Genomic DNA, 24,096 nt, shown 5'->3' with positions numbered 1-24,096 from the left:
TCCAGAACCAAATTGTTTAAATTTCGATGACAGTTCTGCCTTGATGTGTTCCTTCAAGCAACGACTTGACGACTGCCGGAACATCACTCAACGCTTTCATTCGGACCATCTCGGCAATCGATAAATGCCAGTCGTTCGCGAGATGATTCCATAAACGCTCACGCTCTGTGATTGGTAACTGAACAGCATCGATTCCAATCAAACGAACACCACGTAAGATGAACGGATAGACGGTCATCGTCAGTTCAGCACCACCGACGTTACCGCACGTCGTGACGAGTCCACCGTATTGTACGTAACGGATGACCGAGGCAAGTAGCGGACCACCGACCGTGTCGATAATACCGGCATACAGTCCTTTTTTCAAAGGTCGCGTTGTTTCTTCCAGAAGTGACTGGCGTGAGATGACTTCTGCGACACCTGCTTGCTTCAAGCGGTCATGCTCGGCTTCTTTCCCGGTCACGGCATGGACTGTAAACCCGAGTTTCACGAGGAGTGCGACCGCGACACTGCCGACGCCGCCCGTCGCTCCCGTGACGAGGACCGGACCATCTTGCGGTGCTACACGTTGAACGAGTTCATCAATCGACTGGGCAGCTGTCAGACCAGCTGTTCCGTAACTCATCGCTTCAAGCGTCGTGATGCCGTTCGGTAGCGGCGTAATCCAGTCCGCCGGCACGCGGATATACTCCTGGAAACCACCCGATGTATTCATTCCGAAATCAAAGCCGTTGACGACGACCGCTTGTCCTTCGCTGAAGCGTTCATCAGATGATGTTACGACATGACCTGCCGCATCGACACCTGGTGTATGTGGGTAATTTTTCGTCACCCCTCGATTTCCCGTGACCGATAACGCATCTTTATAGTTGATGCACGAATAGGCGACACGAATCAACACATCACCTTCTGGTAAGTCGTCGACTTGTTTTTGTTCGAGTGCCCCGACGAATTGTCCTTCTTCCTCACGTACGACGAATGCTTTAAACGTTTGTTCCATCTGTCTACCTCCTAGGAATTAAGCTTAATTGACATGCTTTGACTTAGCGATGCCCCCATGATAGCCCAATTACCCGTACAGTGCACAAATCATGTCTCATGTTCATCCGACTTTTTAAAAAACGTCAAGTGATGACACTTGTGGATTCGAGGATAGTACTTGAGGGAGAAGTGGTTCAAGTATTCGGATGAACTTGTTTTAAGTAAGATCTGAAATCGTGTTCGATTTTTTCGACGGTTTCTTTCGCGACTGTTTTGTCTGCTCCTTCGTCATAACGGATAATGCCATACAGCGTCCGTAATTCCTGCGACGGTAAAAATCCGATTCGTCCGAACCACTCGCTGAACGACTCCGTCTCTCGGCGTTTCAGGCGCGCCGGCAACTGACGATTGAACAAAACGACCTGTTGCCGAACTTGTTCGACCGGCAATGGCGGGAACGTTTCCTCTGAATCCACCTTAGTCTGTCGGTATTGCTGCGGTGGCGTCACTTCGTCTTCGAATACATCTTTTGGCCGGCCACGGCGTTTTCGGAAGCGACGGATGAGCAGGACAATCAAGAGGACAGCCGCTGCACTAAACCCGATTAAGAAGTAAGGGAAGCCTCCGTCCTCTTCGATTCCCACACCTTTTTCATCATGTTTAAATCCGAGTGAAATGAATTTAAATTTATCTTTAGGTTCTCCTCCCCCTTCACTCTTCTCATCCGTATCGTAACCATAAATCACACCCTCAGGCTTCGGTTCTTTCTTCCAAAGTAACTTCAGCCACCACCAGTCGAGCGGCTTGTTTTCACAATCTTCTCTGCACTGTTGCGCCGTCGCCGTCGCCGGAAAAACCTCGACATCACGCAGTGCTTGATACCCGGTCTCGACTAACGGTTTCATGATTCCAAGTGCCAGCAAAACTATACCCATCATCAAGAGTAATCGACTTCGAAATCGCATGCTCCCACCTCTTTAATGTAATTTTTATCCATTATATAACGTTTCAGTCCTAATTAACGGAATTTTTTGATTTTAATTAAAAAGGGCTTGAAGAACAGACGGGATGGGAAAAGGAATGTAGTGATTTTTAGAGAGGAGTTCAACCATGGTCATATTAGAAGCTACACACGATCCCTATCAAAACGGGCCATTGATTGCTGAATATACGGAAAGTAACACGAATCGCGCTGCCATTACCCGTGCTGAACAATTGATGACCGAAAGCCCGTTCGTCGCACCGCGTCGTGCGCCGCATCCGAGCCGCTACTTACGTTCGTTAATCTCACCACTTTTTTTAACGGACCGCGCCAAACATATCTTGCCCCTGACGAAAGCATTCGTCAGTGAACAGGATGAGCCCCGCCCGAGCTGGTTTGGTCGACTGACCTATGAATTCGAACAACTGGCCTGTCAGGTCGAAAAAGTCGATGTCCGGACGTATGGGGCGATCGGGGACGGAAAGACCGACGACACGCTTGCCTTCAAGGAAGCACTTGCGGACGGACATCGGCAAGTCCACGTCCCTGCCGGCACGTACATCGTCCGCGGGATCCGGCTCCCGAACTTTACGATTTTGACGGGTGACGGGAAAGGCCGGACGATTATAAAATTGCATGATGCTGCCCCGAAAGGACGCCGGTTAATCACGAACCAAAATTACTTACTCGGTAATCATCATCTGCTCGTCGAAAAAATGACCCTCGACTGGAACATCGAGCGGATCGGTGATGCTAAAAAGAGCAGCACATGGGGCAACCATTCGAGTTGTCTGACTTACGCCCATGTGACGTACGGCTGGGTCTTCGACGTCGAGGCAGTCGATCCCGGGCTCCATTGTTTCGACATTTCGACACCTTACTACAATTACAACGGGGACGGCGCACGGGCGAATTTAAGTAGTTCCTTCATTTGGTTCGACGGCTTGACGGGATCCGGATTCGGCGACGATGGCATCACGACGCATCATAGCGATCACTTATTCATCTCGAACTGCTTCATGCATGACCCGAGCGGGCGAGCCCACGCCGTCGGCTTTTCGAATTCGAACGGAATCGAAATCGATGATGGATCGCGCGATGTCTGGTTGTTCAACAATGCGACGTCCCGTTGTTTCGGCGGACTCGAAATCAAGGCACATGCGACATCGTCCGCTGCTTCGACCGTCAAAATCGTCGGGCACCTCTCAATCGATGATCATCGCTCGTTCAACTTCCGCCATATCGGCCACCACCAAGCAACGGACCCGACGTCACAAACTGCCTATAACATTATCGCGACACGGCTCGTCGCGCAGACGCCTCAATACACACCGCTCTATGCAAACTCAAAACCGCGGGCACTCGTCGTCTCGGCGTATCGGAACGTCGTCATCCATGACTTCACCGTCCTCGGTGACCCGAACTATGATTACCAGGAACAGCCGGTGATCGGAATCCAGTACAAGGCGAAAAACGTCACCTTGAGCCAAGTCAAGATGACGGGATTCCGTCAGGCTAAAACGGACATTCAAGTCTTTGGCGGTGAGAACGGGGCAGACGACGTCCGGCTCGTCGATGTTCGGATTGAAGATTCCGCACGCCACGGGATTACGATCGGCCCCCACATTGAGCGCATCCGTCTGATGAACGTCGCGATCAAAGGGGACGGGACGGTCGGATTGAATGCTAAATCCGAACCGGAGCTTGAACGCTTCATCGCAACCGGTTATCAAGTGCCTGTCCGGACCCATCCGTCCGCATAAAAGAAGCTCTGCCTGACCTCGGTCAGTGCAGAGCTTTTTCTCATTGGGCGCGGAGATAAGCAAGGACACGTGTATCGATCGTACGGTCCTGATGCTCACGCATCTCGAAATTCTCCGTATGCAGGTACGTCCGGAAAGCTTCTTCGAACGATCCCCGGTAACCGAGTTCGAGTAATTTATCCATCACTTCCGATTCAAGCGCCTCATCGATCGGCTTGATTTCTTCCGGTTTACTTGGTTGCAGGTAAAGGGTGTGCAGTTGATAAATCCGCTCGAGCTCTTGAATCGGACTCGGGTGATCGTCGACACGCAAATCGATGTAGCGGTCATTGAAACCACCATATCCACCGTTTTCCTTGACGACGAGGAGCGCAGCCGACTGCATTCCGCGTGAGTCACCGCCTGCTGCTTGTCCGGCAGCGAGGGCACGTAACAACCGTTCACCGAGCGGTCCATCCGTCGCCTCGAACACACGGGCCATCTCCTTGACCGTGTTGCCGTCGACTAAGATATTCCCTTGCGCGGCAAAGTGTTTACCGGCAATTCCGCCTGCCCAGTCGTTACAGGCGTCTCCCGTGAAAGTTGCGCTCCGACCAGTTGCGTCAACGATTCCGACTTGCCGCTCTGCCCGTCCTTCGTCCGCGTCCGTCAACAATTTTAAGACTTCTTCCGCCGACTTCCCTTCAGAAATCATCCGTAATCCTTCCGGACCGTATGTCGTATTCGCGAATGATTGGGTCGCGATTGCTCCGACACCTGCTTTTGCAAACGGGACGGCGCTGCCGACCGCAAGAAACTTCGATTGAACAGCGACTCCCCATGCTTGTTCTTTTTCACAATAGCCAACGATTGAATATGTCATGTTGAAATCCCCCTTTATGAACTTATAACTAACGTTCGTCTTAGAAGTTCCCGATTCCTGCACGAAAAAAACCTTCCGCACCCATTGCACGGAAGGTCGGTGTTCATTGAATGCCTAAGGTGACGGCGAGAAGCAAGGCGACGCAGGCAAGTGTCACCCAAATCGCAAACAACTTCCAAACGAAACGTAACCATTTTTCATACGGAATGCCGGCGATTGCAAGGAATGCCATCAAATGGGCACTCGTCGGGAAAATCATATTCGTCAACCCATCTCCATACTGGAAGGCGAGGACTGCGACTTGTCGTTCAATCCCTAATAGATCGGCGAGCGGAGCCATGATGGGCATCGTCGTCGCTGCTTGTCCACTCCCGGATGGAATGAAGAAGTTCGTAATCAACTGGACGATGTACATGCCGATGACGGCAAGCGACGTCGGTAAATGTCCGACGGCGTTCGATAAACCGTAGATGACTGTGTCGATGACACGACCGTCTTCCAAGATGACGACGATTGCACGTGCGAAGCCGACGATTAAGGCACCGAACGTCACTGCTTTCGCCCCGTCAATCAAACTTTCGAACGTCCGATTGATACCGAGCGTCGCGATTCCGGCAAGCATACCGATGATGAGGAACGATGCCGTCAACTCCGTTAAGTACCAGCCCCACTCAAAGATTCCAATGACATTCAGTGTGATGCCACCAATCAAAACGATGAGGACGAACGCATGTTTCTTCGAAAACCGTGAAAATGTTGTCGTTACTTCTTCTTTCCGATGTTTCTCTAAGTCATAGACTAAGCTGCGCTCCGGATTTTTTTTAACCTTTTGGGCATAGTTCATGACATATAAAATCGTCACGAATAAAAAAGCCAAGTAGATTGCAGTCCGGTAACCAATCCCACTGAACAATGGAACTTCGGCAATCGACTGTGCAACACCAACCGTAAACGGATTAAGCATTCCGCCGGCAAATCCAACCGCTGCCCCGAGACTGACGATCGCTGCGCCCGTCATCGCATCGTAACCGAGTGCCCGGGCGAGCATGATACCGATCGGGACGAAAATAATCGTCTCTTCTGCCATGCCGATCGTCGCTCCAGCAATCGAAAAGACAAACATCGTCATCGGAATCATGATATGTCCCTTTTGACCAAATCGATTAATCAATTGATTGATTCCGGATTCGATTGCTCCCGTCTCACGGATAATACCGAAGACACCACCGACGAGAAAGATATAGAAGATGATGCCAGCACCCGCTTCCATGCCTTTTGGTATCGCTTCAAACAACCCAAACAAATTAACGGGTGCCGACTCGACCGCCCGGTATGTACCATCGATGACGACCGTTTGTCCATCTTGTTTCTCACGATCAAATTGACCTGCTGGTAACGTATACGTCAAGATAACTGAAATCAGTAAAATCCCCATGATAATGGCATATGTATGAGGCATTTTAAAGAAAGAGCGTGAAGACGAATCTTCCTGGACTTTACGTTCGTTCATTTAGCTGCCTCCTCTCAAGTCTGAATCTAGCTACTCTTAAGATAATGCCCTATTTTTGGAAAAAGTAACAGGCATTCGAGGTGTTTTAATTTTTTTGTAACAAAAAAGAGAACTTTCGTTCGATTTAAACATAAAAAAAAAAGCCTGACATTGCCAGACTTTTCTCCTACTTATTATGCAGTGAACATTTGAACATCAAGTGGTTTAGCGAGAACAGTTTGTGCAAATGCAACGAACTGTCCGAAATGTGCACTCGTGTTGTGTGATTCAATTGCTGCTTGATCTTCCCATTTCTCAATCATCATGAAGACATTTTCGTCTTCTGTGCTTTGGAACAGGTCATAGCTGACGTTTCCTGCTTCTAAGCGTGAACCTTCGATCAATGCTTTAGTAGCCTCCAAAAAATCAGTACGTTTTGCTGGTTGAACTTCTAATTTTGCTTCGATTGCGATCATGTAAATTCCTCCTTCAACTTTCGTTAACTTACATAGTTTAGCACCTCGATTATGCAAGTGCTATAAAGATGCTTAGACGATTAATTTAATTCGATTTCGGGTAAAAAAATGTATCTTTTTTTGACACCAGAGAGGAGCACACACGATGAGTATCGAGCTTTTTCGTTTCGAGGACGATGGTGTGATTCCAAATAATCCACGTTACCCGGTTTTGATTTATCGTCATGTCTTCGAAGACCCTTCTGCCATCGAAAAAACCTTCCGTGCGAACAATTGGCAAAACAGCTGGGTCGACGGTATTTTTGATTTCCATCATTACCATAGTGTCGCTCATGAAGTCATCGGTATTCTCGAGGGACACGCCAGCATTCAGATTGGAGGACCGCTCGGGAAAACGTTTACGCTGACTGCTGGGGATGTCATCGTCTTACCTGCCGGAACCGGACATAAAGCGCTTGATACGAGTCGTCGCTTCAAAGTGGTTGGTGCCTATCCAAATGGTCAAGACTACGATACGTTGACAGGTGAATCCTGCGAACGACCGAGTAATCTCGAGCGGATTGAACGCGTCGAGCGTCCATCGACCGACCCCGTTTATGGCCAGTCAGGTCCTTTGTTTGAGCATTGGTAAACAAACGATTGACGTTTTTTTCTTATCCATCCGTGGTAAAGCCTATTATTGTGAATTTTGGAGGAGGAAGCGAGAATGAATGAGACAGAACGGACGATTCTACTTGCCGCGTTAAAACAACAGACGGTAGCATTTCCCGATTCAACACACGTTCGGGCATTCGGTCAAGGAACGTGGCACATGGGTGAAGAACCGACAAAACGACAAGCGGAAATCGAAGCTTTGAACGTCGGACTCGACAGTGGAATGGAATTAATTGATACCGCAGAAATGTACGGTGAAGGGGCATCGGAACAATTAATCGGCGAAGCAATCGAAGGACGACGTGAAGAAGTGTTTCTCGTCTCGAAGGTTTATCCTCATAATGCTAGCGGAGACAAGTTACGCGAAGCATGTGAACGTTCGTTACGTAACCTGAAGACGGATTATCTCGATCTTTACTTACTCCACTGGCGCGGTGACATCCCGCTTCAAGAGACGATCGATGGTCTCGAGCAGTTGAAGGCAGAAGGAAAAATTCGCCGCTGGGGTGTCTCGAACTTCGACATCGCAGATATGAAAGAGTTACTCGCGTTAGAAAACGGCGATCAATGTGCCGTCAACCAAGTACTTTATCACCTTGGCTCACGCGGGATTGAATACGAATTGATGCCGCTTTTAAAAGAGCACGGCATTCCAGTCATGGCGTACTGCCCATTAGCAGAAGGCGGGAGTCTCCGGGAGAAGCTACTTGATCACCCGACCGTTGAACGCCTTGCTGAAACACATGGTGTCGACCCGGCACAAATCCTACTCGCCTTCGTCGTGCGGAGTGGTGATGTCATCGCCATTCCGAAAGCCGGTCAGGCGAAGCACGTCGAAGAAAATGGTCGTGCCGCACTCTTACAACTAACTGATGAAGAATTCGCAGCACTTGATGAAGCATTCCCTGCTCCAACTAAAAAAGAATCGCTCGATATTGTCTAAGGAGGAATTTGCTTATGGATACGAAAGTCAAACTCGGAAAATCAGATCTCATGGTTCACCCGATCGGTCTCGGAACAAATGCCGTCGGGGGGCATAACCTTTACCCGAATCTCGATGAACAGGCAGGGCGCGATTTGGTTCGTGTCGCCTTGATGAACGGCATCAACTTTTTAGATACGGCCTTTATTTACGGACCAGAACGTTCAGAAGAACTCGTTGGTGAAACATGGAGCGATACGGTCGAACGCAAAGACGTCATCCTCGCAACGAAAGGCGCGCACAAAATCGTCGACGACAAGGTCGTCATCGATAACTCACCCGAGTTTTTGAAACAGTCGGTCGAAGAGAGCCTGAAGCGTTTAAAAACGGATTACATCGACTTGTTCTACATCCACTTCCCAGATGAAGCGACACCAAAAGATCAAGCGGTCGCTGCACTTGCCGAATTAAAGGAACAAGGAAAAATCCGAGCGATCGGTGTCTCGAACTTCTCACTCGAACAATTAAAAGAAGCCAATAAAGACGGGCACGTCGACGTATATCAAGGCGAGTACAACTTGTTCAAGCGGGATGCAGAAAAAGAAATCCTGCCTTATATCCGCGAACACGGGATTTCATTTGTTCCGTACTTCCCGCTCGCTGCCGGATTACTTGCCGGAAAATATGATGAAAATACGAAGTTCGATGATTTACGTGCGAAGAATCCCCTTTTCCAAGAAGATGTCTTCAAAGACAACTTAGCAAAAGTCGAGCTACTTCGCCCGATTGCAAAAGAAAAAGAGGTTGACGTCGCGCATGTCGTCCTCGCTTGGTACCTTGCGAAAGATGGCATCGATGCCATCATTCCTGGTGCAAAACGTGCCGACCAAGTAACAGATACGCTCCGAACGATTGAAGTCGAGCTGACGGATGCAGACATTAAAAAAATCGATCAAATCTTTAGTTAACGCCATGCAAACCCTCGGTCGCAAGATGACCGGGGGCTTGTTCATGAGCAAATAGCGCGAAAATCAAAAAGACAACACGTATGATAACAACAGAGGAGGCGATTTTGAAATGAAACATCATTTTCACTTAACAGCAGACTGGCCGGGAAACCGAAATGACATCGGCGACATCGAGACCGGTGACTTAAAAACAAAGATTTCGATTCCGGAAGCGATGGACGGTCCTGGCGTCGGGACGAATCCGGACGAAATGTTACTCGGTGCCGCTGCAACCTGCTACATCATCACGCTTGCCGCGATGCTCGAGCGCAGCAACATCAAAAAAGTATCGCTGACGATGGAGTCTGAAGGCATCGTCGATGTGACGAACGGCGTCTTTACGTATGATCAAATCATTCATCGTCCCACATTGATTTTACCTGCCGATACGACCGAGGCAATGGTCAAGATGGCACGTCGCCTCGCGGAAAAAGCGGAAGGTTCGTGCATGATTACCCGTGCGCTTGCAGGAAATGTAAAAGTCTCGCTTGAAGCGATGATTGAAGTCGAAGCTTAATCGATGACTTTCTCCATATAAAAATAGATTTTCATACTTTGCTCATTTTTGGCAACATGCTTTCCTACGGGATTCGTGTTGCCTTTTTTCATTAGAAGATCTTTCTCTAAATAAAGAGCGGTCTGAACCTGTCTAAAAAAGATTCTTCCCGTAGGAGTCACGAAAAGAGAATCTTTTTTTACATCATCGTTTCAGTAAAATAAGAAAAGAAAAAAATCTCCAATTATTTTGAACAATTGCAGAGTAATTTTCATTTGGAATTAGATTCTTGCTGCACGATTTCCAATTACTTCGTATACTGAATTTAGTTTGGAATTTATTGGAGGTAATCGGATGTCTTCGTTTCAGGAACAATTACAGAATCAGCACTCTACCACAGATTCTTCTACAAAAAGCGCACCTATTCAAACAGCAGATTATACAACAGAGCTCTTAACTCATTTAAATGAACTTTTTTATAAATCGATTGTCGATCTTCAACAAAATCAGTTGACTGAAGAAATGATCGAAACTACAAACCGTTGGCTATCCGCATTAAATGAACCAAGCTTGACGGTTCCATTACAACGACAGTTAACAGCGTCTTCAACACCGCTCCCACTTCAATATGAAAAATCATTAAGAGCTTGGGATTTAATCGCACCCGGTCAGGAAAATCAAGAAAAGTTATTACACCATTTGATTGATGAGTTGACTACTGCTCAATCAGCGGACTGGATGGTGAGTTTCACTCGACATTCTGGTATTCAAGCGTTAGTCCCAGCATTTCAAGAAGCGGAACGATTAAACAAACCAATTCGTGTTCTCACTTCGTTTTATATGAACATCACTGAAGCGAAAGCACTTCGTACACTGATGCAGTTCAGTAATGTTGAAATTAAAATTTACGAACCGATCAAAAAGAATCAAGCATTCCATCCGAAGGCATATTTATTTACACGAGAAACTGATTTACATAGTGCCATTATTGGTTCGTCTAATTTATCAAAATCAGCACTTACAAATGGCCTTGAATGGAATGTCCGAATTCCTCATTCTCCGCTTACTTCTCTCGTCTCTCAAGCGCAAACGTTGTTTACTAATTTATGGACGAGCAATGAAGCAATTACTTGTACAACAGAAATTTTAGAACAGTATGAGCAACATCATCTGGAAACGCCAAAGATTAAACAGTTTGTTGTAAACGACCGTGTTGCTGAAGACTCCGTGGACTATGACACGATCCACCCTAATGAGATGCAGCTCCCGGCCTTAGAACAGCTTCACCGGTTGCGCTTAAAAAAACAAACTAAAGCCATGGTGATCGCTGCGACAGGAACAGGTAAAACGTATTTAGCTGCTTTTGATGTAAAACAATTTGAAGCTAAACGTGTACTCTTTATTGCACATCGCGGGAAGTTACTGACCCAGGCAGAACAGACTTTTAAAAAAATATTTACTGATTCAACAGCTACTTTCGGACGCTATCAAGCAAATCAAAAAGAAGCAGATAAACAATTTACCTTTGCCACTGTTCAAACTTTTTCAAAAGAAGTTCATTTAGAACAATTCGATCGTTCCACATTCGACTACATTATTATTGATGAATTTCATCATGCAGCATCAGAATCGTATCAAAAGGTTTTGAATCACTTTACACCGAAGTTTTTACTCGGTATCACAGCAACTCCAGAACGAATGGACGGACTAAATATCTTTAAATTAGTCGATCATAACATCGCGTATGAAATTCGTCTCTATGATGCACTGGCTCAAGATTTATTAACTCCATTCCATTACTTCGGGATTCAAGATGATGAAGAGATCGACTATGAAATGATTCCCCAAAAAAATGGACTTTATATTGAGAAAGATTTAGTTCAAGCACTTGAACGGTCTTCCCGAACGGAATATATCCTCGAGATGATCAATAAGTTCGGCAATAGTGGTTCTACCCAAGTCGGTCTTGGATTTTGTGTCAATATCAATCATGCTGAATTTATGGCTGCAGAATTCAATAAGCACCACATCGAAGCATTGGCAATCACAAGTAATCAAAGTGAAGTAGAACGAGAACAAGCCATTCAGCGATTAGAAGATGAACATGATCCACTGTCCTTCATTTTCACAGTCGATTTATTTAATGAAGGGGTCGATATTCCTAAAATTAACTTGATGCTTTTCTTACGTCCGACGGAATCACCAACAATTTTCATTCAACAGCTTGGGCGTGGATTACGGAAGCATGATTCGAAAGAATATGTAACGATTTTAGACTTTATCGGGAACAGTCAACGTGCTTTTGTAGCCCCACTCGTTTTATCCGGACAACAATCGTTCCATTCCATTGATCGTTATCATGTAGCAAACGCTGTCCAAAATCACTTCCCGATCCTACCAGAAGGATCACTTGCGATTCTCGATCGTGTAACCGAAAACTTTATTATCGAGCAAATGAAGAAAATTGAGTTTTCTACAAGTAAACAGCTACGTGAAAGTTATCAGCGCCTTACGACAATGATTGGTGATACACCATCACTCAATGACTTAGTGACACACCGTGATGCTCCCGCCATTGAAGCAATCATTCAACAATGGAAAAGTGTACTACGATTAAAGCAACTTGAGAAAGTCGCAACGGATGAAGAACTCTCCCTTTTACTTAATCCGGATGCACGAAAAGTCATTGAACATATCGAAAGTTGGTTCCCAATCCGTGAGCCCTTTAGTTTATTGATGATGCAGTTACTTTTAAATCAAGAAACGATTTCGGTCGATGACGTTATTCAGGCAGCTGCAAACCGCTTTGCGATTCCAACTTCTGCATTGTCCCATCGTTCGTCTCTTATTCAGCATTTATTCAAACGATGGTCGACACCACTTAAAAATGACCGTCTACCGTTACTTGTTGTATTAGACGATGGACGATTCCAGCTTTCAACGCAAATGACAGAAGCGTTATCATCCAATGAACACTTAGCTTCATACTTAAATGAATTGATTCAGGCTGGACTGCATGCTTTTGAACAACTATCGGGAGGTGAAGTCTGGTTAGCAAGTGATCAATCATTGATTTCACGAATGACGTATAGCCGCTCTGTCATACAGCGTTTACTTGAGTCACCACATCAAGAAGGTTCATGGCGGGAAGGTGTCGCGCAAGCAGGGGAAGATTATGTACTGTTCGTTAACCTACACAAAAACGAATCAATTGAAGATCAACTGAATTACCAAGATTACTTCATTGATAAAAATCATTTCCATTGGCAATCTCAAAGCATTGCGACTGCACATGGAAAAGCAGGAGAACTCTATCGTCACCATCAGGAGCGTGGCATTAAAGTTCACCTATTTATTCGTAAAGCAGAAAAAGAACAAGGCCGTTCATTACCCTTTACGTATTTTGGTGAGTTGATTCATAAAAGTAGTCATGGTTCTAAACCAATCAACGTAGAGTGGATCTTAAAAGAGCCTTTGACGGCGGAAGAATTTATTTCGTGGAAAAAACTTTCATAATTTTTTCAACAGCCGGAATATCTGCCGGCGCCCACTCTAACTGTTGTAAATCTTGAACGCGTAACCATCTAAGTTCCGCATGTTCTAACGCTTTAGGTGTACCTGCAACAATTTCCGCATAATATGTCGACAGCTCAACAATGATTTTTTCGTATTCATAAAGTGTTGTTTCAATATGTTCTTTCACTTGAATCGTACAATTTAATTCTTCGTTGATTTCACGGGAGAGCGACTGTTCTGGTCGTTCTCCTTGTTCGATTTTCCCACCAGGAAACTCCCACAAGTTCGGTAACGACATCGCTTCACTTCGTAAGGCACAGAGTACTTCATTGCTTGAATTAAATATTACAGCACCGACAACTTGGATTGTTTTTTTCAAAATAACGTCCACCCTTTCTTTAAATCTTGTCTACAGCATTCAATATAAGTATAGAAGATGATTGATTTTATACCTGAGTTAAAAGAAGATCATCTTCGTAATTACGAAGGCGGTCTTTTTTCGAAGCAGAACCTTCGTTTCCACTCGACTCCTATGGGAAAAGAAAACATGACCGGTCATGTTTTCGTCAGAGCTGAACAAGACCCGAATCGGGACAAGCATTGGACCGCTTCGCGGCTTGTTGCTCGCCCATGGAAAGCGAGTGGAAAGAGATGGTTCGTTGAAGAACGTTCACTTAAGAACGTTCACTTAAATTATCTCCACCTGGATCATCTTAACTTATCCACAGAAACCGACGAAGGACATGTTAAATATCTATCGATTTGAATTATCCACATGTGGACAACTTTTCCTATGCTATAATTTGACTACTTATCCACAACTAGAAATGAGGAACTCACGTGCCACGCGAAATCTATCCTGTCGTCGTCAAAGCGACGGCTATCGAACAAATCAAAAATGGTCAGCCTTTACTTTATAAAGAACTGTTCCAAAAAAGTAACCACCTCAAAGAAGCCGGTGCGCTACTTCGACTTACTACAGAAGATAAAGAATACCTTGCGACCGGCTATTTTGGCAAGCAAGAAAAAGGACTCGGCTGGTTGCTCTCGACGGACGAGATTCAAGAAATCGATGACGTCTTCTTTAAAGAAAAAATCGAGGTTGCTCTCGACCGGCGCGATGCTTTTTTTGAGAACGAACTCATCGATACGTTCCGTGTCTTCAATGGTTCAGGTGACGGCATCGGTGGTTTGACAATCGATTGTTTTGATCACCACTACTTGATCACGTTCGAAAATGAAGGCATCTATTCATTTAAGCAGGAAATCGTCTCTGCCCTTGAGTCGTTAATCCACTTTAAGAGCATCTACGAAAAACGTGCCTTCCAAGTCGATGGTCAGCCCGTCAAAGGCGATGATTTCTTAGCCGGTGAACGGGGAGATTTCCCGGAAGTCCTCGAGGAGAACAGTCTTCCGCTTCTCTATCACCTGGACGCCGGCATGCGGACGGGTCTCGACATTAACCAACGCGACCTTCGTGCCACCGTCAAACAACATGCGACAGGACAAAATGTCTTGAACCTATTTTCCGATACAGGGACGTTGACAGCCGCTGCGCTGCTTGGTGGAGCGCTTGAGACGACGAGCGTCGATTTCTCGACCCGGAGCCGGAACAAGACGATTGAACAACTTGAACTGCATCAGCTTGATCCAGCGGCGCAAACGATCCTCGTCCAAGATGCTTTTGATTATATCGATCAAGCTGATAAGAAAACACGTTTTGATTTTGTCATCGTCCATCCACCGGCACTCGTCAAAACACAAGCACGCCACTTCCGTGCCGAAGTCGATTTACCCGCTTTAATCCAACAAACGATTCACATGACGCATCGCGGTGGACTGTTGTTGATTACGACGGATTGTCAGCTATTTGATCAACAGCGCTTCATGAAAATGGTCGAACAAGCTTTCAAGAAACTTCGTCAAACGTACGAAATCGTTTGGGAAAGTTCCTCGCTTGAAGACTTTCCGGAGCATCCTTCGATGAAAGAAGCGGAACGTAAAGCCGTTCTTGTCCGCCGTAAATAAGCTCAAAACAAATAATTCTGCTAATCTTCTATCGATTAGCAGAATTATTTTTTGTATTAAAAGGAAAAATAAACCAAACGCCGAATCTTTTAGGTTAGTCGACATTCTGATTACACATCATATACGCTGACCTTTCCGAAATGCGAGTGTTGGTCGAAGGTTTTATACGCTTCGTTTAACGCTTCCACTTGGCGCGGGACACGCGAATCGATTCGAAGTTCAATCGTTCCGTCTGCGACTAAACCGGCGACTTCCGTAAGGTGTTCTTGTTGGCGGCGCATCTCATCTGCTTTTCCTTTTAACAACGGCAATGCGACGAATAAGGCTTCAAGCGTCAATGCCTTACTATGCATTTGCGTCAAATCTTGTGTCGTCCGTGTCGCGATTGAGATGATTTTCCCGCGTTCCTTCGCTAAGACGAACGACTCTTGTAAATGATCACCGCCCACCGTATCGATGACGACGTCGAAACCGTCAGGCGCAACACGTTCGAGTAGCGCTTCACTCGTTTCGTCGCGATACCGATGGACTTGTATCCCATGTCCTTCTAGCCAGTTCGCTTTTTCATCATTCGCGGCACTCGCCGTCACGTCGCATCCATAATGTTTTGCAAGCTGAACGACGAGATGACCAACCCCACCTGTTCCACCGACGACATACAGTCGCATCCCGTGTTGAACCATAGCCCGTTCTTTTAAAGCCTCCATCGCCGTTAAACCAATCACGGGCAGGCATCCGGCAATTTCCGAACGCAGTGCTGCTGGTTTTAAGACGGCCATGCTTTCCGGGACAAGCATCTCTTCCCCGAGTGCACCGGATCGTTCGCCTAATCCGCCTCCGAAGGCGATGACGTGATCGCCGACAGAAAAAGTCGTCACACTCGATCCAATTTCGATGATTTCCCCCGTTACATCGCCCTGGAGAATTCCAGTTGTCGGAGTTGCTGCCACATGACCGAAAAACATCTTCGTATCAAGTGGATTTAAGCTCGTCCCCGTAACACGAACGCGTAAATCGTAATGCCCCGTTTCAGCGAGTGTGACGTCTTTTTCTGTTAACGTAGCGTCTGTCCCATACTGATCGACAACAAATGCTTTCATCTGTACTCCCCCTTTTTTCTTTCCCATTTTAGCATGGTTCAGAATACTCGAATATTATCGCTTCATGATATGATAAACGTAACTCAACTCAGAAAGGACGTTTTTTCATTGAAACAAGATTTGATTCGTCGATTGACTACATATGCAAAAATCGACACACAATCCAGCTATGAAAGCACGACCGTCCCGACGACGGAAGGACAGTGGACACTCGCTCGTCTTCTCGTCGAAGAATTAAAAGAAATCGGCATGACGGATGTCACGGTCGACGCCAATGGTTACGTCATGGCGACACTCCCTGCGAATACAGACGCCGACATTCCGACGATCGGTTTTCTCGCCCATCTCGATACGGCGACGGATTTTACAGGAACGAACGTCAATCCGCAGCTCGTCGATGCATATGATGGAGGACCGATTGTCTTAAATGACGCGATTCCCGTCGTACTGTCACCGAACGATTTCCCATCCTTGACGAACTACGTCGGGCATACCTTGATGACAACGGACGGGACGACATTACTCGGCGCCGACAATAAAGCCGGGATTGCCGAAATCATGACGGCGATGGCTTACTTGATTGCCCATCCGGAAATGAAGCACGGACGGATTCGTATCGCCTTCACGCCTGACGAAGAAATCGGTCGCGGACCGCATCATTTTGATGTCGAAGCATTTGATGCCCAGTTTGCTTATACCGTCGACGGTGGACCACTCGGTGAACTCGAATATGAGAGTTTCAACGCGGCAGGTGCTAAAATCACGTTCCATGGAACGAACGTTCATCCAGGTACAGCAAAAGATAAGATGGTCAATTCACAAAAACACGCGATGGCCTTCCAAAACCGCTTGCCGGGTGATGAAGCGCCCGAGTTCACGGAAGGGTTCGAGGGTTTCTATCATTTAATTTCCTTTGATGGATCCGTCGAAAAGACGATCGTCCACTACATCGTCCGTGACTTCGATCGCCATAACTTCGAGGCACGAAAACACTTCTTAACGGCGCTCGTCGAGGAATGGAACAAAAAGTACGGCGCCGGTAGTGTCGAAATGGAATTAAATGATCAATACTACAACATGCGGGAGAAAATCGAACCGCACATGCACATCATTGACATCGCGCATGCTGCAATGGAGTCGCGTGGTATCACACCAATCATCAAGCCAATCCGTGGCGGAACGGACGGTTCGCAGCTGTCCTACATGGGATTACCGACACCGAACATCTTCACAGGTGGCGAAAATTATCACGGGAAATTCGAATTCATTTCTGTCGACAACATGGTGAAGGCGACAGAAGTCATCGTCGCCATCGCAAACGGGTTCTCCGAAAAAAAATAAGTACCTTCACACGTGCGGCCCTGCTGAATCAGCAGGGCCGCTTGCTTATTATTCGGAAGATGCTTTTCGTTTCAAGTGATAAATGTAACCGAGTAAAAGAACGATGATGGAAAGCGAAACAATCATCAACATTTTCGATGTGTCTCCAAGGAACGAATTCGGATGTTGTTCGACGTCAGGAACCGTTTTTTTCATCTGTTCCACTTGTTTTTCACTAATTGTAAAATCATCCTGCCACGTCCAGTTTTTTTCTTTCCCGATTACTTTAACATCGAGTTGATATGTTCCCGGCTTCAAAATTCCCATTGATGTAAGTGGGAACGTCATGTATGTCGTCGGAGCGAATTGAGCCGTCATTTCTTTACGAACGATGACCTTTCCACCTTTTTTGACGACAGCTTCCACCTGAAATTTTTCACTTATGGCAGGTGCTTGGTTCGCGAGGGTGACGAGGACGCTCGGACGAGACAGATAGGAAGTTGCTTTTACTCCCTCGAACAGCAAATCCGGTTCAATCTCCCGGATTGATGATCGAACCTTTACACCAATGACGTACGCTTGACGACTTTGAACACCGACTTCTGCGGATGCCTCTTCTGGTTTGTCCTGTTTCTTGATTTCAATACCTGCGAGCAGGACCCCTTCAATCGCTCGTTTCGGCAAAGTCAGCTTCAACGAAACGATTTTCGACTCCCCTGCTTTAATTGTAATTGGCTTTTCCGACACGCGAGCTAACTCGGATAGGGACACTTCCGCGAGCGTCAATGGTCCTTTCTCTTCATATACAATCAACCCGTTCCCGTTCGTCGTCGCATTTCGGAGCGAGACAAGATAGGACTGATCGTCTGATCCGTGATTATAAATCCGAATTTTCATATCAGTTCGTTGTTCCGGAGGTATCCTTAAATCGAAATACGTGACACCAGAATCCACTTGAAATTCATTCGGTATCGCTTCAACCGAAAAATTGACGTTACTCTCGGCACTGACGACTACTCCGGTCATGAGTAGATAGATGACTCCACTGAATCCAACAAGATACTGTATACCACGTTTAATCAACTCATCCCCTCCTTAATCAAGGAATCGAATCCGTTAATACCCAGTCGATTGTCGCGACGTGGGTTCCTTTGATTTGTTGATTTAATGGAACATTCAATGTAATGTTGTCATTCGACCAAAGTGATCCGTCCGTCTCAGGTGATACATCAGTACCCAACCAAGATAGTAACCAAGAGTAAGGCGATCCAGCTGTCGACGTTAAAATATCTACTGCTTCACCACCCGCAAGCAATTCAATCGCGCTTGTCACGGGTGCCGTCGCCCCGACGTTATAGGTAGGTGTATTCACGATGCCTTCCGCTATCGATAATGATGCTCCAGGCAACGTGTTTTCCCCTCCACTCGTGAACGTATTCAGCTTGGCAGTAACCGTCCATTCAGACAACACGACACGCCGGTCTGTCACTTGTAAAAAGGGTTTTTCGTCAGTCGATTCAAAAATAGCATCACTTCCAAGAATTTCATGTGTCCCAAAGTTAAAATTCGGTGCATAATCTAATGTCAACGGTCCTGTATTACCGGTCGGTGTGTTTTCACCCTTACCTGGGTCAGGTGTGTACGAATCATCGGGATTGGCTGGATCCAGAATGTCAGGTGCTTTATTCGTCTCAAAAGTGATGGTCGCGGTTGAACTTCCTGACGACGTTTCTGCAAATACGAGGGACGGTCCACCTAGTAGTAGTGCACTAGCAAACAATGAAGTAACGGTTGACTGTTTTTTCATTCAAATCTCCCCTTCTCATGGTGCATTAACTAATGTCCATTGAATTTGCGTCTGATACGTAGTAGCTCGTGGTCGTTTCCCTGTCAAATCGAGAATGATTCCTTCACTTGGTCCATACGTCAAAATTGTTGATGTCGCTCCCATTTTCCCGGATGCAATTTCGCTATCAATGGTTTGTAACGTTTGATTTGTCGCACCGACTTTAAAGAGCAGCACGTCATCTAGTACATCACCTCCCTCGCTCGAGAGTGGTGCCGTCAACCTAGCGCGAAGTTTCCAATCATAATTCAAAGCATTTTGATGCGAGATTTCAATCGTCATCGCTGTTTTTCGATTGATTACACCTTCTCTCCCTTTGATTTCCTGTGTTCCAAAATCGAGAACTTCAGGTACTTTAAGGTTAAATACGGGACCGATTGTTAAAGTCGCCATTCCAAAACCACTATTTAAAACATCCAAATCGACTACACTACTCGTCAATGAACTTTCAAATGTATACACTGAATTTGTTCCGACCGGAAGTGGATTGACTTTGAAACTTAACGTAAAGATATCTTTTGATAAAAGTGAGAGTGCAAGCAAAGAACCGACTTCTGCATAAATTTGATTACCGTTTTGTTGAATCGAACTGGCCGGTACATTTGCAACCTTCGCGCCCAGCAATCCTGTATAGGAATAACTCAAACTGATTGTCCCTGCCTGAATCGATTGCATCACTTCCTGTGGGAGTTGAAAAATCACGTATTTGCTTCCTAATCCTAAACTCAAAACGGATTGCATATCCGCAGTCAACGTAATTTTCCTTTGCGCTGCTTCATAGGCGGCGGTCAGGTTGACCGATCCTACCAACGCGACATCGAGTGCTCCTCTTTGTTCTGCTTTTTCCGCTCCTTCGTCGACAGGTATTTCCTTATCCTCTAATGCAGGATTTTGTGACTTTGATGCAGTTGATGATTCATCCTCGGATTCTAGTGATTCTTTCTCTTCAGGTACTTGAGGATCTAGTGTCAGGGGTATGTCAGTCTCGGGTGTTGGGGACTCTTCCTCTTCTGGTGCTTGAGGTTCTGGTGTCGGGGGTATCTCAGTCTCGGGTGTTGGGGACTCTTCCTCTTCTGGTGCTTGAGGTTCTGGTGTCGGGGGTATCTCAGTCTCGGGTGTTGGGGACTCTTCCTCTTCTGGTGCTTGAGGTTCTGGTGTCAGGGGTATTTCACTCTCGGGTGTTGAAGATGCTTCCGGTGACGCAGGCTCTGCGTGATCAAGTTCGTCGTTTTCTGGTGGCACGACCGCTTGATCCTCACCTTTTGCCCTATCGTCTTCTTCCTTTTTTGCTTCTTCGTTGGATTCATTTTCTGCTTCATTCAAGGTGTTTTCACAATAATCGACTACATCGATTGCATTTTGGTCAGGTGGCGGTTGTGCTTCGAGAATGCTTACACATTCTTTTAACGTCGGATTACCTTTAATCGTAATCGAAGTTGCATTCGCTAAAGCGTGTGTGCCTGACAAGAAAATAATAAGCATTAATATTGTTGGGATAGATTGGATTGGAGATTTTTTTATCAACCACTACCTCCCCCTCCTAACGACCGATTACGATTAACTCATTCACGACTTACTTCAACAATTACCTTATAAACACTAAAATAAACCAATTATTTTACAATTAAAAAGAGGTATCTTTCTTATTTTTTTCCTGAAATATGTTTATATGCTTGATATAACTCATTTATTCTCTCGTATCACTTTATCAAAATTATAATTTACTGTTTAAAATCTTCAAAAAAATACACCTTCCCATCGGAAGGTGTATTCCATTACTTATTCCTTCTCTGTTTCCTGATCCGGAAGCGGCAACTGCACCATGCTGCCCGATCCACTCACAAGTGGTGACTTTCCGTCCCACTTCTTGACAGCTTCATATTGAATCATTTCGGCAGTCAACGTTTTTTGAAGTTCCTTCTGTGCTTTCGCCAAACCTTGCGCTTCAATCAAACGCGCATCTGCTTCCCCTTGTGCCTCGACACGAAGTCGTTCTGCTTCAGCTTTGGCAATCGCGAGATCCGTTTTCTTCTTATCTAGCTCTTGTGAGGCTTTAACACGAGAATCGATGGCTTCTTGTGTTTTTTCATCTGGTTTCGGAGCACCGAGTGCAACGTCCTCAATGATGAAACCGATTTTTTTAACGTCTTCTGCAAATTGCGTTTGGATGCTCGTTGAAACATTTCCTGACTCTTCACCGAACAGTTCGAGTACCGTTACTTTCGAAATTTGCTCTCGTGACGCATCATATAAACGTTGTTTCAAATAGCCATCTGCGATTTCATCGATATCGATCGGTCCGAACTTATTGAATACTTTCGTGACTTGATCGGGAGAGACTGCAAAACTGTACGTAAAGTCGACAACAATGTTCTTCCCGTCTTTTGTCGCGAGTGTCATATTGTCGAGCGACTTCGTTTGTGTCCGAATCGGATACTCCGTCACACGTGTGATCGGTGAAACGACGTGCCACCCTTGCGAAAGTGTTTCGTCCTGGACACCGCTTGACGGTTTGTAGACGACACCGACTTGCCCCGGTTCAATCTGTTCGACGATGAACGGTGTCATGGCAAGGAGTGCAACGACGATGACACCGGCGATGATCATCGCTGGGTTAATTCTTTTCTTTGGTTTGATTTCTCTCATTATGAGTCCCCTTTGTCAATTTTGTCTTGGATATATTTATACAGTTCGATTCCTAACAAGGCGATGAGTGCGAAAAACAGTAAGGTAAACAATGTTGCCATGATTTCTCATCCCTCCTTCATCCTGCCTCTTTAACTTATACGGTTGATTTCAGAAAATGTTTCATGACCATGGTTGCTTATTTTTAGAATCTGTCTTAACATGTAAAGAACTTTGTCCTTGAAACGAGCCGTATCATTTTGTGGTACACTCGTAACAGCACATCACACACTAGAAACGAGGGTTCATCTCTATATGATTACAGTACAAAACGTCGGCCTCCGCTTTGCGGACCGCAAATTATTCGAAGACGTCAACATCAAGTTCACACCAGGTAACTGTTACGGTCTGATTGGTGCGAACGGCGCCGGTAAATCGACTTTCCTCAAAATTCTTGCAGGAGACATCGAAGCACAACAAGGCGATGTCATCATCACACCGGGTGAGCGTCTTGGCGTACTCCGTCAGAACCATTATGAATATGAAGAGTTCCAAGTCATCGAAACCGTCATGATGGGACACAAACGTCTGTATGAAGTCATGAAAGAAAAAGATGCAATTTATATGAAAGAAAACTTCTCGGATGAAGACGGCATGCGTGCCGCTGAACTCGAAGGAGAATTCGCAGAAATGAATGGTTGGGAAGCTGAGTCTGAAGCTGCGATGCTCCTTCAAGGTCTCGGAATCAAAGAAAGCCTGCACACAAAAACAATGGCTGAATTAACAGGTGGAGAAAAAGTTAAAGTCTTGCTCGCGCAAGCGTTGTTCGGTAAGCCGGATATTCTGTTACTCGATGAGCCGACCAATGGTCTTGATTTGAAAGCCGTCAAATGGCTCGAAGAATTCCTGATCGGGTTTGAGAACACGGTCATCGTTATTTCCCACGACCGTCACTTCCTCAACAACGTCTGTACGCACATGGCCGATCTCGACTACGGGAAAATTCAACTCTATATCGGGAACTATGATTTCTGGTATGAGTCAAGCCAACTCGCTTCACGGATGGCTGGCGACCAAAACAAGAAAAAAGAAGAAAAAATTAAAGAACTTCAAGCCTTCATCGCGCGCTTCAGCTCGAACGCTTCAAAAGCGAAACAAGCGACGTCACGGAAGAAGTTGCTCGATAAAATCACACTTGACGACATCCGTCCGTCATCACGCCGCTATCCGTTCGTCGGTTTCTCACCGGAACGTGAAATCGGAAACGATTTGTTGACGGTTGAAGGTCTCTCGAAGACAATCGATGGCGTCAAAGTCCTCGACAACGTCCGTTTCTCATTAAATAAAACAGACAAAGTGGCATTCATCAGCCAAAGCGATATCGCCATCACAACACTGTTTAAAATTTTGATGGGTGAAATGGAAGCAGACAGCGGGACATTCAAATGGGGTGTTACGACGTCACAATCGTACTTGCCAAAAGACAACTCGGAGTTCTTCGAAGGGTCTGACAAAACGATTCTCGATTGGTTGCGCCAATACTCACCAGCTGATGAAAGTGACACATTCCTCCGTGGTTTCCTCGGTCGGATGCTCTTCTCCGGAGAAGAAGTCATGAAAAAAGCGTCAGTCCTCTCTGGGGGAGAAAAAGTCCGTTGTATGTTATCGAAAGCGATGCTCAGTGGTTCAAACGTCCTCGTCCTTGACGATCCGACGAATCACTTAGACCTCGAATCAATCACAGCACTCAACGATGGCTTGATTGCTTACAAAGGTGCGATGCTCTTCAGCTCGCATGACCATCAGTTCGTCGAAACAATTGCGAACCGCATCATCGAACTCACACCAAACGGAATCGTCGATAAAGAAACGACGTACGATGAGTACCTCAACAACGATTCAATCCAACAACAATTGACTGCGTTATACGCACATTGATTTGTCTACTGTCCTCGTTAATCGGGGGCAGTTTTTTGTAAATACGTTTATATTTTTTTGTTAAGTATCATCTTCCTTACTTAAAAAGGTA

Annotated in this window: 20 protein-coding genes; 9 read left to right on the top strand and 11 right to left on the bottom strand. The window is 45.9% G+C overall.

All coding sequences use genetic code 11. From position 1 onward, the window contains the following. Nucleotides 1-16: 16 nt before the first annotated feature. Nucleotides 17-1,000: a YhdH/YhfP family quinone oxidoreductase gene (locus KNP99_RS09080; RefSeq protein ID WP_215193185.1), complete on the bottom strand. Its 984-nt coding sequence runs from the start codon at nucleotides 998-1,000 to the stop codon at nucleotides 17-19. Nucleotides 1,001-1,175: 175 nt separating this feature from the next. Then, nucleotides 1,176-1,946: a hypothetical protein gene (locus KNP99_RS09075; RefSeq protein WP_215193184.1), complete on the bottom strand. Its 771-nt coding sequence runs from the start codon at nucleotides 1,944-1,946 to the stop codon at nucleotides 1,176-1,178. Between the two features lie 145 nt (nucleotides 1,947-2,091). Between KNP99_RS09075 and KNP99_RS09070 the strand changes: the two genes are divergently transcribed. Next, entirely contained in the window at nucleotides 2,092-3,726 is a 1,635-nt protein-coding gene (locus KNP99_RS09070) for a glycosyl hydrolase family 28-related protein (RefSeq protein ID WP_215193183.1), read from the top strand. Nucleotides 3,727-3,766: 40 nt separating this feature from the next. Here KNP99_RS09070 and KNP99_RS09065 read toward each other — a convergent pair whose 3' ends face one another. From KNP99_RS09065 to KNP99_RS09055, 3 genes are all read right to left on the bottom strand, one after another. Next, a complete protein-coding gene (locus KNP99_RS09065) occupies nucleotides 3,767-4,588 on the bottom strand; it encodes a DUF1028 domain-containing protein (protein ID WP_088838211.1) in 822 nt (273 codons plus the stop codon). Nucleotides 4,589-4,691: 103 nt separating this feature from the next. Beyond that, complete coding sequence (locus KNP99_RS09060; protein ID WP_088838212.1) at nucleotides 4,692-6,098, bottom strand: YfcC family protein; 1,407 nt, start codon at nucleotides 6,096-6,098, stop codon at nucleotides 4,692-4,694. A gap of 173 nt (nucleotides 6,099-6,271) precedes the next feature. Continuing rightward, on the bottom strand, nucleotides 6,272-6,553 hold the full coding sequence (locus KNP99_RS09055) for a putative quinol monooxygenase (RefSeq protein ID WP_088838213.1): 282 nt from the start codon (nucleotides 6,551-6,553) through the stop codon (nucleotides 6,272-6,274). Nucleotides 6,554-6,698: 145 nt separating this feature from the next. Between KNP99_RS09055 and KNP99_RS09050 the strand changes: the two genes are divergently transcribed. The 5 genes from KNP99_RS09050 (at nucleotide 6,699) to KNP99_RS09030 (ending at nucleotide 13,148) form a co-directional block, all read left to right on the top strand. Continuing rightward, nucleotides 6,699-7,184: a cupin domain-containing protein gene (locus KNP99_RS09050; protein WP_214805316.1), complete on the top strand. Its 486-nt coding sequence runs from the start codon at nucleotides 6,699-6,701 to the stop codon at nucleotides 7,182-7,184. 75 nt (nucleotides 7,185-7,259) lie between these two features. After that, entirely contained in the window at nucleotides 7,260-8,150 is an 891-nt protein-coding gene (locus KNP99_RS09045) for an aldo/keto reductase (protein WP_215193182.1), read from the top strand. Nucleotides 8,151-8,164: 14 nt separating this feature from the next. Beyond that, entirely contained in the window at nucleotides 8,165-9,097 is a 933-nt protein-coding gene (locus KNP99_RS09040; RefSeq protein ID WP_215193181.1) for an aldo/keto reductase, read from the top strand. A 109-nt stretch (nucleotides 9,098-9,206) separates the two neighbouring features. Continuing rightward, nucleotides 9,207-9,653, top strand: coding sequence for an OsmC family protein (locus tag KNP99_RS09035; RefSeq protein ID WP_088838217.1), 447 nt, complete (start codon nucleotides 9,207-9,209; stop codon nucleotides 9,651-9,653). Between the two features lie 333 nt (nucleotides 9,654-9,986). After that, nucleotides 9,987-13,148 carry a DUF3427 domain-containing protein gene (locus KNP99_RS09030; RefSeq protein ID WP_215193180.1) on the top strand — a complete coding sequence of 1,054 codons (3,162 nt, stop codon included), beginning with the start codon at nucleotides 9,987-9,989 and terminating at the stop codon, nucleotides 13,146-13,148. Here the strand turns inward: KNP99_RS09030 and KNP99_RS09025 are convergent. After that, on the bottom strand, nucleotides 13,123-13,527 hold the full coding sequence (locus KNP99_RS09025; RefSeq protein WP_088838220.1) for a (deoxy)nucleoside triphosphate pyrophosphohydrolase: 405 nt from the start codon (nucleotides 13,525-13,527) through the stop codon (nucleotides 13,123-13,125). The genes KNP99_RS09030 and KNP99_RS09025 overlap by 26 nt on opposite strands. 461 nt (nucleotides 13,528-13,988) lie before the next feature. On the opposite strand from KNP99_RS09025, the gene KNP99_RS09020 reads away from it, so the two are divergent. Next, complete coding sequence (locus KNP99_RS09020) at nucleotides 13,989-15,176, top strand: class I SAM-dependent rRNA methyltransferase (protein WP_214770221.1); 1,188 nt, start codon at nucleotides 13,989-13,991, stop codon at nucleotides 15,174-15,176. A 110-nt stretch (nucleotides 15,177-15,286) separates the two neighbouring features. Here the strand turns inward: KNP99_RS09020 and KNP99_RS09015 are convergent, their stop codons facing one another. Beyond that, complete coding sequence (locus tag KNP99_RS09015) at nucleotides 15,287-16,276, bottom strand: zinc-binding dehydrogenase (RefSeq protein ID WP_214845913.1); 990 nt, start codon at nucleotides 16,274-16,276, stop codon at nucleotides 15,287-15,289. Between the two features lie 108 nt (nucleotides 16,277-16,384). Between KNP99_RS09015 and pepT the strand changes: the two genes are divergently transcribed. Then, nucleotides 16,385-17,617 (top strand): peptidase T, encoded by a 1,233-nt coding sequence (pepT, locus tag KNP99_RS09010; RefSeq protein WP_214805327.1) that lies wholly within the window; start codon nucleotides 16,385-16,387, stop codon nucleotides 17,615-17,617. Between the two features lie 48 nt (nucleotides 17,618-17,665). On the opposite strand, the gene KNP99_RS09005 is transcribed toward pepT, so the two are convergent. From KNP99_RS09005 to KNP99_RS08990, 4 genes are all read right to left on the bottom strand, one after another. Beyond that, a complete protein-coding gene (locus KNP99_RS09005) occupies nucleotides 17,666-18,679 on the bottom strand; it encodes a WxLIP family cell surface protein (protein ID WP_214845911.1) in 1,014 nt (337 codons plus the stop codon). A 16-nt stretch (nucleotides 18,680-18,695) separates the two neighbouring features. Beyond that, nucleotides 18,696-19,403, bottom strand: a complete 708-nt coding sequence (locus KNP99_RS09000) for a WxL domain-containing protein (RefSeq protein ID WP_088838226.1) — start codon at nucleotides 19,401-19,403, stop codon at nucleotides 18,696-18,698. Between the two features lie 15 nt (nucleotides 19,404-19,418). Continuing rightward, a complete protein-coding gene (locus KNP99_RS08995; RefSeq protein WP_214766313.1) occupies nucleotides 19,419-20,966 on the bottom strand; it encodes a hypothetical protein in 1,548 nt (515 codons plus the stop codon). 255 nt (nucleotides 20,967-21,221) lie between these two features. Then, nucleotides 21,222-22,088, bottom strand: a complete 867-nt coding sequence (locus KNP99_RS08990; RefSeq protein WP_088838228.1) for a prohibitin family protein — start codon at nucleotides 22,086-22,088, stop codon at nucleotides 21,222-21,224. A 294-nt stretch (nucleotides 22,089-22,382) separates the two neighbouring features. On the opposite strand from KNP99_RS08990, the gene KNP99_RS08985 reads away from it, so the two are divergent. After that, nucleotides 22,383-24,005: an ABC-F family ATP-binding cassette domain-containing protein gene (locus tag KNP99_RS08985; protein ID WP_088838229.1), complete on the top strand. Its 1,623-nt coding sequence runs from the start codon at nucleotides 22,383-22,385 to the stop codon at nucleotides 24,003-24,005. Nucleotides 24,006-24,096: the final 91 nt, after the last annotated feature.

The sequence above is a fragment of the Exiguobacterium sp. s95 genome (genome assembly GCF_018618655.1).
GTDB classification, from domain to species: domain Bacteria; phylum Bacillota; class Bacilli; order Exiguobacteriales; family Exiguobacteriaceae; genus Exiguobacterium_A; species Exiguobacterium_A oxidotolerans.
Note: the sequence above shows the minus strand (reverse complement) of the source record. Positions and strands in the feature narration are given on the sequence as shown.